This window comes from Lascolabacillus sp. (genome assembly GCF_028696275.1).
GTDB lineage: Bacteria > Bacteroidota > Bacteroidia > Bacteroidales > Dysgonomonadaceae > Proteiniphilum > Proteiniphilum massiliensis.
In genome coordinates this window covers 1-13,406 of sequence record NZ_JAQVHI010000012.1, presented here as the reverse complement: position 1 = coordinate 13,406, position 13,406 = coordinate 1, and the positions used below count along the sequence as shown (strand labels likewise).

Here is a 13,406-nt window from a genome sequence, read left to right as displayed (position 1 = left end):
TAAATCACTATCTTTGCGCCGCTTTTTTGAAAGCTCCCGTGTGATGGGAAATAAAGAGAAAGCACTTTATTTTGAGTAACACAAACAAAATTAAAAAATGAAAACATTTGAATTAAAAGGCGAGATCAGAGATGGTTTCGGAAAGAAAGCAGCCAAATCGTACCGCAGCGAAGGTTTAATTCCTTGCGTAGTATATGGTGGACATGGAAACGAGAACCTGAATTTTGTAATAAAACAGGGTGCAGTACGCAATTTGATTTATACTCCGGAAGTATTTCTGGTAAATCTTGATCTTGGAGAAAAGAAAATGCAGGCGATCCTGAAAGAGGTTCAGTTTCACCCAGTAAAAGAGCAGATTCTGCATATTGATTTCTTACATGTATTTGAAGATAAACCAGTGGTAATTGAATTACCGGTACGTCTGAAAGGTCTCGCAGCTGGTGTTAAAGCCGGTGGTAAGTTGTCACTCGATTTAAGGAAGCTGAGAGTAAGAGCATTAGCAGCTAATTTACCTGAGGAGTTGGTTATAAATGTAGAAAAGCTTGCACTTGGAAAATCAATCCAGGTTGGCGATCTGAGTTTCGAAGGTCTTGAGTTGCTAAATGCTAAGAACGCTGTTGTATGCCGTGTTCAGTTGACACGTGCAGCCAGAGGTGATGCTGCTGCAGCTGCAGCTGCTGGAGTTGAAGACGAAGAATCAGAAGAGTCAGAATCTTCAGAAGAATAATTCTTCAATTGATTTACAGTTCGAAACACCAAATTGTAATTGTAAAATAGTGAAATGAAATATTTGATAGCGGGATTAGGCAATATTGGGCCTGAATATGAAAACACCCGCCACAATATAGGTTTTATGGTATTGGACGCTTTAGCAAAAGCGTCCAATGCTGTTTTTGAGGATAAACGATATGGTTTTGTGGCTGAGATGCGACTTAAAAATAAGCATCTGATTTTATTAAAACCATCAACATACATGAACCTTAGTGGAAACGCTATAAGGTATTGGATGCAAAAAGAGAAGATTGAGACTAAAAACCTGCTGGTTGTAGTAGATGATCTTTCTTTACCTTTTGGAACTCTGCGATTGAAATCCAAAGGGAGTGATGCCGGACATAACGGACTTAAACATATACAGGGCCTTATCGGTCAGAAGTATCCCAGACTTCGATTCGGTATAGGAGATGATTTCTTTCCCGGATCACAGGTTAATTTTGTACTTGAAGAGTTCTCAGATGAGGAGAAGACAAAGTTGCCTGAACGTATCGAAAAGGCTTGTGAAATAATTCGCAGTTTCTGTCTCGCAGGAATTGACATAACAATGAATCAGTTTAATAATAAATAACTGATCCGATTGCTAAAGATATAATGGAAGAGGTTAGAGTAGACAAATGGTTGTGGGCTGTGCGCATTTTCAAAACTCGCACTATTGCATCAGAAGCTTGCAAAAAGGGTAGAGTAATGGTTAATAATATTTCTGTTAAACCATCCAGGACTATTCGCAAGGGTGATATAATACAGGTCAGAAAACCTCCGGTTACCTACTCATTTAAGGTACTTGCACTTGCAGACAAACGAATGGGAGCGAAGATGGTTCCTGATTTCATGGAGAATATTACTCCGCCTGACCAGTATGAAATACTGGAACTGAATAGTATCAGTGGCTTTGTAGATAGACAGCGAGGTACGGGCCGCCCTACAAAAAAAGAGCGTCGTGATCTTGAACAGTTCACCGGCTCTATTGATTTTGATGAATTTGACTGGGACGATTAATATATCTTCCCGTCAGATTTATTATAAACAGGTACAACAGACATGCTGTTCTGAGTGAGACAATAAGCTGCATCACTTACTGCACCATTGTCAACAAGTCGCCTGTAATGATCACTTACCTCTATATACCCCATTAAATCATTTTTTACACGATTCCACAGTTCAAGAGTCATTCTGATTGAATCAGAATCAAATTCTACATTACTCTTTTCCATTGCTTTTTCAGCAAAAACTCCGCCAAAAAGGGTATCTTCAATACTTATCCGGTTGTTCCATCCTGCACATAGAATAACCACTCTTTCTGCTGTATTAATACATCTTTCAACTAATGCATCAACATTTATGAATGTACCTATAAGCAGCTCTCTGCAATCGCTTGCGGCTTCAATTGCTCTGGTGCCGTTTGTTGTGGTAAAAACGACTTCCCTGTCTTTCACTTTTTCGGGAGAGTAATCAAAAGGAGAGTTTCCGAAATCAGCAAAATCACATTTCTGTGTCTTTCGCTCAGCGCCTACCAGGTAGCCTTCCGACTTATAGGTTCTTGCCTCATCAATGCTTGAGACAGGGATTATTGCACTTGCCCCGTTGTTTAGCATTGTACACATAGTTGCAGATGCCCTGAACACATCCACAACAATTACCGTATCATGGTCGCTTTTATAATGGGGATAAAGGGCAGGAGAGGGGCAAAGATCCAGTTTCATGTTTTTTTCATACAAATATAAAGAATCAAATCTATTCCTGTCGCATCATTTTACCCTCTTTTTCATATTCTCTCCTGATACCTAACAATAGATCATCTGAAGAGATGATATTTGAATTTTTTTCCAATGTTCTTAATCCTGCAAACTGAATTATATTAACAATATTTGCACCGGTCAAATTATACTTTCGTGCAATCTCTTCCAAATTAACGTCACTCATATATTCTCCAAAGTCAGGAAGATAATTCTTCCACAGATTCAACCTCTCTTCAGCATCCGGATTATCAAATTCGATTATCGAATTGAATCTCCTGATAAAAGAAGTATCAAGATTCGATTTCATATTTGAAGCCAGTATTATGAGTCCCTCATGTGACTCAATACGTTGCAGTAAATAAGAGACCTCTTGATTGGCATATTTATCGTGAGAATCACTCACATTAGTTCGTTTCCCAAAAAGAGCATCAGCTTCATCAAAAAAAAGAATCCATTCCTTTTTATCAGCTTTATCGAAAAGTCTGGATAGGTTCTTTTCTGTTTCTCCTATATATTTTGACACTACAACCGACAGGTCGATACGATAAACATTTCGGTTTGTATATTTACCCAAAAGGCATGCAGTGAGTGTTTTTCCAGTTCCCGGAGGACCGTGGAAAAGTACCCGGTAACCTGGTTTTATCTTACCCTTAAGATTCCATATTTCAAGAAGCCGGTCGTTATATTTCAGCCATGTCTCAATCTCTTTTATTTCAGCCATTGTCTTGTCTTTTAGTAATCAACAAATGATATATTTTGAAGTGCTATTGATTTGTTTAGCCCTATGCTAGAGAAATAATTTTCCAACTGCTCTTTTAATATTTGAAGAGTCTCATATATCATATCCTGATATTTACTATTTTATGTGATTTTTAACTAACTCTTCCAAAATAGTCTGTTTTTTAAAAAAGTGATAGGAATTTTCCTGCATAAATTTGTATTATTCACGCATTAACAAATAGAAGGTAAAAATATGTAAACATATATAGTAATGTGGTTTAGGGTGTTACAATCAGAGGGTCCTTTTTTTAATTTGAACTAATTTATTTTAGTTCAATTTCTTATCTTTGCCTTCTAATAGCAACGTTGTAAAGGATCAAAAATATTAACTATGGATCTCTCATATTTAAAGTCAGATAATTTTTTCCTGTTAGCAGGTCCCTGTGTCATTGAAGAAGAGGATATGACATTAAGGATAGCTGAGAGACTAAAAATAGTAACTGATAAGCTTTCAGTTCCTCTGGTGTTTAAAGGCTCATTTCGTAAAGCAAACCGCTCCCGAGTAGATTCTTTCATCGGTATAGGTGATCAGAAAGCATTAAAAATTTTAAGAAAGGTTCATGATACTTTTCAAATACCCACTGTTACAGATATTCATGAGAGTCACGAAGCGACCATGGCTGCCGAGTATGTTGATGTCCTGCAAATTCCAGCATTTCTATGCAGACAGACAGAGCTTCTTGTTGCTGCTGCAAAAACCGGAAAAGTTGTTAATATTAAAAAAGGGCAGTTCCTATCTCCTGAGGCGATGAAGTTTGCTGCACAAAAGGTTACAGACAGTGGCAATGAAAAAGTGATTCTTACAGAAAGAGGCACAACATTTGGTTATGGTGATCTTGTGGTTGATTATCGTGGTATCCCCACAATGAAAGAGTTTGGATTTCCGGTTGTAATGGATATAACTCACAGTCTGCAACAACCAAATCAATCGTCAGGCGTAACAGGTGGTAAACCTCAATTGATAGAAACGATTGCCAAAGCAGCAGTTGCTGTGGGTGCAGATGGACTGTTTATCGAAACACATCCAGACCCTATAAGTGCAAAATCTGACGGTGCCAACATGCTTCCTTTAGATCAGCTTGAAGGGTTACTGACAAAATTATTAAAAATTCATGCTGCTCTATAAACTGCATATAGATGAAACTTACAGATTACCGTATTATACTGGCATCTAATTCCCCCAGAAGGAAAGAGCTTCTTTCAGGAATTGGTGTTAAATATGAGTTCAGAATGTTACCGGATATAGATGAATCATATCCTGAAACAGTTTCAGCAGATGAGGTTGCTGGATACCTGGCCGAAAAGAAAGCCTCAGCATATCTTCCCGAACTTAATGATGATGAGCTCCTGATTACTGCAGATACGGTAGTGTTGTTGGATAGTATAGTTATTGGTAAACCTTCAGATGAGGCAGATGCTATCAGAATGTTACAACTGCTGTCAGGTAAAACTCATAAGGTGATAACAGGAGTATGCCTGACTTCAAAAAAGAAACAGGTAGTCTTTTCAGATACTGCCTATGTTACTTTTGGAGAATTGAGCAGAGAAGAGATAAGTTATTATGTATCGAACTATAAGCCGTACGATAAAGCAGGTGCTTATGGTGTTCAGGAATGGATTGGTTATGTGGCAGTTGAAAAAATCGAGGGTTCATATTTTAATGTTATGGGCTTGCCAATCTTCAAGGTTTATAAAGAATTGAAACAGTTTTAATTTTCAAGTTATTCATTATTTATTAAAAAAAAATTATGCTCACAGTAGAGAAAATAGGTGGTACGTCTATGTCTCAGTTTCAAGACGTAATGCAAAATATAATAAAAGGCAACCGTAAAGGTGATGAGCTATACAACAGGATATTTGTTGTCTCTGCCTATAACAATGTTACAAACTGGCTGCTGGAACATAAGAAGACTGGCGAACCCGGAATATATAACAAGTTTTTAAATGGCGAGGATTATAGTATTGCACTGGATCAGTTCTGTCAGCGCTTACTGCTTATCAATGATGGATTCGCGGATTATGGACTTGATCTTAAGGAGGCACGTGATTTCATAAGATTCCGTGTAGATCAGGCAAAAACGTTGCTTTATAGTCTAGGCAAGGTACTTGCATCAGGTTATGTTAACCGTACCGATATACATCTTGCTGCCCGTGAGATTCTTGCATCAATAGGAGAGGCACACTCTGGCTGGAATTCTGTTAATATTCTTAATAATAACGGTATAAATGCACGTTTTATAGATCTGTGTGGATTCAATGATAACGAACCCTTAACCATTGATGAGCGTATACATAAAGAGTTTAAGGATATAGACTTCAGTAAAGTACTTTGTATTGTTACCGGATATACCAAAGGAACAGAAGGTATTATGAGAGCTTTCGACCGTGGCTATAGTGAAGTTACTTTTAGTAAGATTGCTGTTGAGGTTAAGGCTGATGAAGCTGTAATACATAAAGAGTATCACTTGTCGAGTGCCGACCCCAAAATTGTGGGTGTTGAAAACAGTATTCCGGTTGGACACACAAACTATATCATTGCTGATCAGCTTGCTGATATTGGCATGGAAGCAATACACCCAAAAGCTGCTAAACCTCTTGAGTTGGCTGGTATTGACATTAGAATTAAGAATACCTTTGAACCTGATCATCCAGGAACAATAATTTCTCGCGATTATATTTCTCCTGAGCCAAGGGTGGAAATTGTATCAGGCTCACGCAAAGTGATAGCTATAGAGGTTCACGACCCAATGATGGTTGGAGAGGTAGGATTTGACAGCAAAATAATGAGCTATTTCATTAAATATAATGTCAGCTACATTCTTAAATCCACAAATGCCAACTCTATCACAATGGTAGTCTGGGATAATGAGAACAGTAAAAGTCTAATCAATATCCTAAAGGATGTATTTTACAAAGTTACTGCAAAACCGATGGCTATAGTGTGCGTTATGGGCACAAATATTGCTCTTCCCGGATTTCTATACCGTGCCTCACAAGCATTATATGAAAAAGGGATCAATATAGAGAGTTTTGCTCAGTCGATGATGCAGGTTAACATGCAATTCGTAATTGTTCGCGAACATTATGAGGATGCTGTTATTGCTCTTAACGAAGCACTTTGTAAAAAGCCGAATGAAAATTAAATGTGAGGATTATTCAGCCTGGTCATCCCCTTGATCAGGCATATCCTCTTCATAGTCCTGATATAGAAAGTCGTTATAAGGGAATCGTGTTATATGAATCTCTTTCACTTTATCATATATCAGCTCCTTTAGTTCATCAATGTTTTTCTTCTCCTTTGCAGAAATAAATATACAGTTCTCTTTTAGCTTGCTGAACCATGTTTGTTCAAGTTCTTCTAGAGAGTAATTTTCTCTTTTCTTAGGTGTAAGATCATCTTCCTCTTTTACGGTGTGAGAAAATGCATCAATTTTATTAAAAACAAGTATAGTTGGTTTTTCTGTTTTATCAATTTCAAACAGTGTTTTCTCTACAACTTCAATCTGCTCCTCAAAAGCAGGATGTGAAATATCTACTACATGCAGAAGGATATCCGCTTCTCTGACCTCATCCAGGGTTGATTTAAATGATTCAACCAGGTGGGTAGGCAGTTTTCGTATAAAACCAACTGTATCGGTAAGCAGGAAGGGCAGATTTTTTACAGTTACCTTACGTACAGTTGTATCAAGAGTGGCAAACAGCTTATTCTCTGCAAATACTTCACTCTTGCTGAGCAGAGTCATTAAAGTAGATTTACCAACATTGGTGTAACCAACCAGTGCAACACGCACAAGCTTGCCCCTGTTTTTGCGCTGAACAGTTTTCTGTTTATCAATATCCTTAAGCTGCTGCTTTAACCTTGAAATCTTATCAAGAATAATTCTTCGGTCAGTCTCCAGCTGCGTTTCACCCGGTCCGCGCATAATCGTTCCACCACCACCTCTTTGTCTCTCAAGGTGAGTCCACATACGAGTTAGCCTTGGCAGCAGATATTCATACTGAGCAAGCTCTACTTGAGCCTTAGCGTGAGAGGTCTGAGCTCTCATAGCAAATATGTCAAGTATCAGACTTGTTCTGTCCATTATTCGTATTTTAAATTCCTTCTCTATATTTCTAAGTTGTCTGGCCGAAAGTTCATCATCAAAAATCACGACACCCACCTCATTATCTTCATCCTTAATAAAATCTCCGATTTCCTGAAGTTTACCCTTACCAACGAAAGTAGCAGTATTAGGTGTGTCCATTTTTTGTAAAAATCTCTTTATTGGCCTTAGTCCTGCAGTCTCAGCAAGAAATGCCAGCTCGTCAAGGTATTCATTTACCTTATCTTCATTCTGATCTTGTGTTATGAGTCCAACAAGAACAGCATTTTCATTTTTTATCTCTTGAGTAATAAAGTCTTTCATATATTATTATGCTACTTTACATTTTTGATTAACACTATTTATTAGGTAAAGTTGGTTCAGCTTCAAATGAACTCTCTTCAATTTTTGTGATAGTGTGTGTTATTAAGTATCTAAAACCAAAATCCAAACCCAGCCGATAGTAATACCTGCGAGTAGTCACGTATGAACTGATATTTAAGTTCAAAGTTTGCTCTCACCCTATAACTGATATCATGCTGAAAACCCATTCCCAGGTTTGCCCCCAAGCGTTGTTTATTTGTTCTTGGCATCCCCTCATTTTTATCAAATACCCAGTTAGAATAGTGAATTCCTCCAATTGGATAGAGTGAGGCAGTAATTGATAGAGGTAAAACATAATGAGCATCAGCGTCAACCATCCACATGCCCTTGTCATTTATTTCGGGGAAATAAGTAAAAGAGGGTGCAATTCGCAGGTTATTGGTCCGATAGTAATGCAGGTGACCACCCACACCGGGTCTGTTAATCTCTGTGCCGTATGCTACATGAGCTCCAATACCAACAGTTCCTTCAAACTGAGCAAACAGTTGAGGGATGGAAAATAACATAAATAGAGCAAGTAATTGAATGGTTCTTTTCATCAGGTTCTGTTTTAAAAGAAACAAAGTTAATTAAATTGTCAGATTATCATCCCGCTACCAAGACATAACCCGGCTTCTTTGTCGTATACAACACCAAACTGACCAGCGGCGATTCCCTGAACCGGCACTTCAGAGTGAATAGAATACATGTCTCCTTTTTTCGAGATCATACCTTTTGTGAATTCGGGAGTATGTCTGATTTTAAAGCGAATCTCTTTTTCTCCTTCAAAATCACCCCAGATATCTTTTGTTATAAACTCAAATCCCTGCAGATTAATGGTGTCTCCATACTGATGTTTTGTATCATAACCCTTGGATACGTATATGATATTACGATTGATATCCTTTTTGATAACAAACCAGGGGCCACCACTAAGTCCCAGTCCCTTTCGCTGTCCAATCGTATGAAACCAGTACCCCTGATGCTTGCCCAGAATATTTCCGGTTTCCAGTTCCACAATCAACCCCTCTTTTCTGCCCATGTAGCGTTCGATAAACTCATTGTAGTTTACCTTGCCCAGGAAACAGATACCCTGACTATCTTTTCTTTTTGCTGAAGGCAGATTCTGTTCTGCAGCTATATTTCTCACTTCTGATTTCAAGAGATTGCCAATTGGGAACATAAGTTTTGAAACCTGAACATAACTAATCTGTCCAAGGAAATATGTCTGATCTTTTACATGATCTTTTGCAGTCGACAACCAAGTTAAGTCATCCAACTCAGTAGTAGTAGCATAATGACCTGTTGCAATCTTATCAAATTCATGACCCCATTTCTGCTCAAATACCCCAAACTTAATCATCTTGTTGCACATCATATCAGGGTTGGGTGTCAATCCTCGTTTCACTGAATCTATCGTATAGCTAACAACCGTATCCCAGTATTCCTCATGCAGAGAAACAACTTCAAAGCGGCAACCATATTTTTTAGCTATATATGTAACAATCTCGATATCTTCTTCAGAAGGGCAGTCAATATATCCATCTTTATCTTCCATTCCTATCTTGATGTAGTAGATGGTTGGATCATATCCCATCTCCTTAAGCTGGTGTACTACAACCGAACTGTCCACTCCACCTGATACTAAAGCTGCAATCTCCATTTTTTTGTCTTATCTTAATTTTGAGGTACAAAGATAATCAAAACAAAAAAATAATGCTATCTTTACAACTTCGGAATGGTATAAGTGCAATAAAACCGTTACTGAGATAATATAGTAGCCCTAATCATCCATGATTAAAGGCGACTCCCACTCCCCGATGCGAATTCGGGCTTCTAGAGAAAAGAAAAATGATATATATAAATGACTTACAGATGGAATTATTCAACCCTATCAGACTACCAAAAAAATAAAAAAGATGAATTAGCGAAAGAATTAAATTTAAATCCCGTTTTAGCCGAACTGCTTATCAATAAAGGCATTGAAACAAAGGAAGAGGCAATGAAGTTTTTATATCCAAGTCTGGATGACCTGCATGACCCTTTCTTACTTCCCGATATGGATAAGGCAATCAGGCGAATCGAGAAAGCTCTTGGAGAGAAAGAGAGAATTCTTATATACGGTGATTACGATGTTGACGGCACAACAGCTGTAGCGTTGGTTTACAAGTTCTTTCGGGGGATAACCAATAATATTGATTATTATATTCCTGACAGGTACGATGAAGGGTACGGCATTTCGTTTCAAGGAATCGATTATGCCGTGAAAACGGGTGTTAAGCTCATAATCTCGCTTGACTGCGGTATAAAAGCATTAACCAAAGTGCAATATGCCAAGGAGAAAGGTATTGATTTTATAATTGGCGACCATCACGTACCTGATGAAAAACTACCCGATGCAGTTGCAGTGGTTGATGCCAAGCGTTCTGACTCTAAATACCCCTATGATGAATTATCCGGTTGTGGTGTAGGATTCAAGATTGTTCAAGCTTTCTCTCAAAGAAATGGTTATCCTTTTTCTGATATTGAACCACTTCTGGATCTGGTAGCAGTTAGTATAGCCTCAGATATTGTGCCAATTACAGGCGAAAACCGTATTATGACTCATTACGGTTTAAAACAACTTAATTCCAATCCAAGTTTCGGTCTCAGAGGTATAATTGAGATCTGCGGTCTTCACCGCAAACATATTACCGTTAATGATATTGTATTCAAGATAGGTCCCCGCATCAATGCATCAGGCAGAATGATGAACGGAAAAGAGGCTGTTGATCTTATGCTTGCTAATGATATGACATCAGCAAGGGAAAAGAGTCTAAATATAGACCAATATAATCTTGACCGTCGCGAACTGGATAAAAAAATCACAGATGAGGCTATTGACTATATTGATAATAATCTTGATATTGAAAATCAAACTTGTATTGTTTTATATAACGAAACATGGCATAAGGGTATTGTTGGGATTGTCGCTTCCAGACTGAGTGAGAAATATTATCGACCTGCCGTAGTCCTGACAAAATCAAGTGGTATGATTTCCGGTTCTGCGCGCTCAGTACCTGGTTTTGATGTATATAAAGCGATAGAATCTTGTCGCGATATACTTGAAAACTTCGGTGGACATACATATGCAGCAGGTCTTACACTCCGGGAGGAAAACCTGCCGGAGTTCAGGGAGCGTTTTAAAAGACTGTCATTCGACGGTCTCGAACCAAAGATGATGTCTCCACAAATTACTGTAGATGCAGAGATTACATTCTCACAGATCACACCTGATTTCATTGAAGGACTTAAACTGTTTAATCCGTTTGGTCCTGAAAATGAGAATCCTGTTTTCCTTACCAGGAACGTTACTGATTCAGGATACAGCAAGCTTGTAGGTAAAGGACAGCGTCATATTAAGCTCGATATAATAGACAGTTCAGTCAGAACACCTCTGCCAGGTATTGCTTTCGCACAACACTACTATTATGAACGTATAAAAGAGGGAAAACCTGTAGATATCTGCTATACAATTGAGGAGAATACACACGGCAGCAGATCATACACACAGTTAATGGTTAAAGATATAAAAGAGTAGATTACAGAGCAAGGTTGAATATGGAAACGGAATTGTTTCACAATATATTAAAAGAGTATTGGGGATACACTTCTTTTCGTCCTCTGCAGGAGGATATTATTCAATCTGTATGGGAAAAGAGAGATACTCTTGGTCTGATGCCTACTGGGGGAGGGAAATCTCTCACATTTCAGGTTCCTGTAATGGCAATGGATGGAATATGTCTTGTTGTGACACCACTTATTGCACTAATGAAAGACCAGGTAGACAATCTCCGTGAAAGAGGAATAAAAGCAGCTGCTGTATACTCTGGAATGTCGAGGGATGAGATTATCACCACCCTCGAAAACTGCATATTTGGAGGCTATAAGTTTCTGTATGTCTCTCCTGAACGTCTCTCTTCCGATATTTTCCTTACAAAGCTGCAGGCCATGGATGTATGTCTGCTTGTAGTTGATGAATCTCACTGTATCTCACAGTGGGGATACGATTTCAGGCCCTCTTACCTTAAAATTGCAGATATCAGGGAAACTCTTATTAATGTTCCTGTACTTGCTCTCACTGCAACAGCCACTCCCGACGTAGTAGATGATATCCAGGAAAAGCTTCGTTTTAAAGAGAAGAATGTTTTCAGAACAAGTTTCCTCAGGGATAACCTCTCTTATGTTGTCAGATCAGCAGACAATAAAGTTGGTGAGCTAATTCATATACTCAAGTCAGTTCCAGGTTCAGGGATAGTCTATGTCAGAAGTAGAAGACAAACCAAGGAGATTGCACAGACTCTTAAAAAGGAAGGGTTAAGGGCAGACTATTTTCATGCAGGTCTTTCTTATGAAGACAAGATTTTTAAGCAAAATGCATGGAAAGATGATGAGTGTCCTGTAATTGTTTCTACCAATGCTTTTGGTATGGGTATAGATAAGCCTGATGTGCGAATAGTTGTTCATATGGACCTTCCCAACTCACCCGAAGAGTACTTCCAGGAAGCCGGTCGTGCCGGCAGAGATGGTAAAAAGTCATACTCAGTCATATTATACACAAAATCAGACAGCGTCAAACTTAAAAAAAGAATAAGTGATACATTTCCTGAAAAAGAACTTATAGTTCGTGTGTATGAGGCACTTGGAAACTACTTTCAGGTAGCAGTTGGATCAGGTGCAGGCAGAGCGTTCGATTTTGATCTCATAGAATTCTGCAGTCGTTTCAAACTACCCTCACTTCAGACTCATCATGCTTTGAAAATTCTTGAGCTGGCCGGATATCTGGAATATACTGATGAAATTGATGCTCGTTCAAAACTGAGATTTCTCATTTATAGGGATGATATGTATTCTTTGCGACTGGAGCCGATAACTGACGAACTTCTTCACACTATTATGAGAAGTTACACCGGAGTGTTCTCTGACGATATTTATATAGATGAATCTATGCTGGCAAGCAGGATAGGCAAAACACGTCAGGAGGTTTATGATATTCTTGTCAACTTATCAAAGCTGCGCTATATATCTTATGTTCCGGCTAAAAAAACACCATTTATAATCTACACCTCCTCACGTGAGGATATTAAGTTTATTACTATACCTCAATCAGTATATGAAGAACGTAAAAAGCGTTTCAGTAAAAGGATACATTCTATAATTGACTACGCCGAAAACAGTGATGTCTGTCGTAGTCGTATGCTGTTGGTTTATTTTGGAGAAACCAATTCAAAAGACTGCGGTTGCTGCGATGTCTGTCTCAGAAAGAATGAGTCTGGACTTAGCAACTGGGAGTATCGACTGATCGGAGAAAAGCTGGAAGAGGCCTTTAAATCACAAACTACTTATCGTTTAAATGAACTTGTTGATTCTATCTCAGAGTCAGAAACTTTGGCAATATCTTCTTCAGAAACAACATCCTTTAGTAAACAAGGCGAAAACAATGATAAAATAATCAAGGTAATCCGTTTTAAGATCGATTCGGGGGAATTGATCTTGGAGGATGACAGGATTTCGAAAGGAAAACGTTTATGACAAATGCTCACACAATTATTCACACGCTAATAAAGAATGAGGTGTGGACTTTGCTCAAAGAGGAGCTTACTAAGTTGGATGTACCTGCAATTGTTACGCT

At 38.4% G+C, this 13,406-nt stretch carries 13 protein-coding genes; 8 read left to right on the top strand and 5 right to left on the bottom strand.

Annotated features, from left to right (window positions below; all coding sequences use genetic code 11):
* The first annotated feature begins 97 nt into the window (after positions 1-97).
* From PHO43_RS04770 to PHO43_RS04760, 3 genes are read left to right on the top strand one after another with little or no spacing between them, the layout of a single operon-like run.
* Positions 98-727, top strand: coding sequence for a 50S ribosomal protein L25/general stress protein Ctc (locus tag PHO43_RS04770; protein WP_045088768.1), 630 nt, complete (start codon positions 98-100; stop codon positions 725-727).
* Positions 728-781: 54 nt separating this feature from the next.
* Positions 782-1,342 (top strand): aminoacyl-tRNA hydrolase, encoded by a 561-nt coding sequence (gene pth / locus PHO43_RS04765; protein WP_053826904.1) that lies wholly within the window; start codon positions 782-784, stop codon positions 1,340-1,342.
* A gap of 23 nt (positions 1,343-1,365) precedes the next feature.
* Positions 1,366-1,770 (top strand): RNA-binding S4 domain-containing protein, encoded by a 405-nt coding sequence (locus PHO43_RS04760; protein ID WP_053826903.1) that lies wholly within the window; start codon positions 1,366-1,368, stop codon positions 1,768-1,770.
* Here PHO43_RS04760 and PHO43_RS04755 read toward each other — a convergent pair.
* Complete coding sequence (locus PHO43_RS04755) at positions 1,767-2,474, bottom strand: 2-phosphosulfolactate phosphatase (RefSeq protein WP_045088771.1); 708 nt, start codon at positions 2,472-2,474, stop codon at positions 1,767-1,769. The genes PHO43_RS04760 and PHO43_RS04755 overlap by 4 nt on opposite strands.
* Positions 2,475-2,505: 31 nt before the next feature.
* Positions 2,506-3,231, bottom strand: coding sequence for an ATP-binding protein (locus PHO43_RS04750; RefSeq protein WP_288009676.1), 726 nt, complete (start codon positions 3,229-3,231; stop codon positions 2,506-2,508).
* A 390-nt stretch (positions 3,232-3,621) separates the two neighbouring features.
* On the opposite strand from PHO43_RS04750, the gene kdsA reads away from it, so the two are divergent.
* From kdsA to PHO43_RS04735, 3 genes are read left to right on the top strand one after another with little or no spacing between them, the layout of a single operon-like run.
* The gene (kdsA, locus tag PHO43_RS04745; RefSeq protein WP_288011491.1) at positions 3,622-4,416 is read left to right on the top strand and encodes a 3-deoxy-8-phosphooctulonate synthase; all 795 of its coding nucleotides are present in this window, start codon (positions 3,622-3,624) and stop codon (positions 4,414-4,416) included.
* Positions 4,417-4,427: 11 nt separating this feature from the next.
* On the top strand, positions 4,428-5,003 hold the full coding sequence (locus tag PHO43_RS04740; RefSeq protein ID WP_045088773.1) for a Maf-like protein: 576 nt from the start codon (positions 4,428-4,430) through the stop codon (positions 5,001-5,003).
* Positions 5,004-5,038: 35 nt separating this feature from the next.
* Positions 5,039-6,433, top strand: a complete 1,395-nt coding sequence (locus PHO43_RS04735) for an aspartate kinase (protein WP_045088774.1) — start codon at positions 5,039-5,041, stop codon at positions 6,431-6,433.
* A 9-nt stretch (positions 6,434-6,442) separates the two neighbouring features.
* Here PHO43_RS04735 and hflX read toward each other — a convergent pair whose 3' ends face one another.
* The 3 genes from hflX to mnmA all read right to left on the bottom strand — a co-directional run bounded on the left by hflX (position 6,443) and on the right by mnmA (position 9,398).
* Positions 6,443-7,696 (bottom strand): GTPase HflX, encoded by a 1,254-nt coding sequence (hflX, locus tag PHO43_RS04730; protein ID WP_053826899.1) that lies wholly within the window; start codon positions 7,694-7,696, stop codon positions 6,443-6,445.
* A 110-nt stretch (positions 7,697-7,806) separates the two neighbouring features.
* On the bottom strand, positions 7,807-8,295 hold the full coding sequence (locus tag PHO43_RS04725; protein WP_045088776.1) for an outer membrane beta-barrel protein: 489 nt from the start codon (positions 8,293-8,295) through the stop codon (positions 7,807-7,809).
* 38 nt (positions 8,296-8,333) lie between these two features.
* Positions 8,334-9,398, bottom strand: coding sequence for a tRNA 2-thiouridine(34) synthase MnmA (gene mnmA, locus PHO43_RS04720; protein WP_045088777.1), 1,065 nt, complete (start codon positions 9,396-9,398; stop codon positions 8,334-8,336).
* 201 nt (positions 9,399-9,599) lie between these two features.
* Here mnmA and recJ point away from each other — a divergent pair, with 201 nt between their 5' ends.
* Both recJ and PHO43_RS04710 read left to right on the top strand, forming a co-directional pair.
* Positions 9,600-11,315 (top strand): single-stranded-DNA-specific exonuclease RecJ, encoded by a 1,716-nt coding sequence (gene recJ, locus PHO43_RS04715; RefSeq protein ID WP_045088778.1) that lies wholly within the window; start codon positions 9,600-9,602, stop codon positions 11,313-11,315.
* Between the two features lie 20 nt (positions 11,316-11,335).
* Positions 11,336-13,306 (top strand): RecQ family ATP-dependent DNA helicase, encoded by a 1,971-nt coding sequence (locus PHO43_RS04710; protein ID WP_045088779.1) that lies wholly within the window; start codon positions 11,336-11,338, stop codon positions 13,304-13,306.
* The last annotated feature ends 100 nt before the right edge of the window (positions 13,307-13,406 follow it).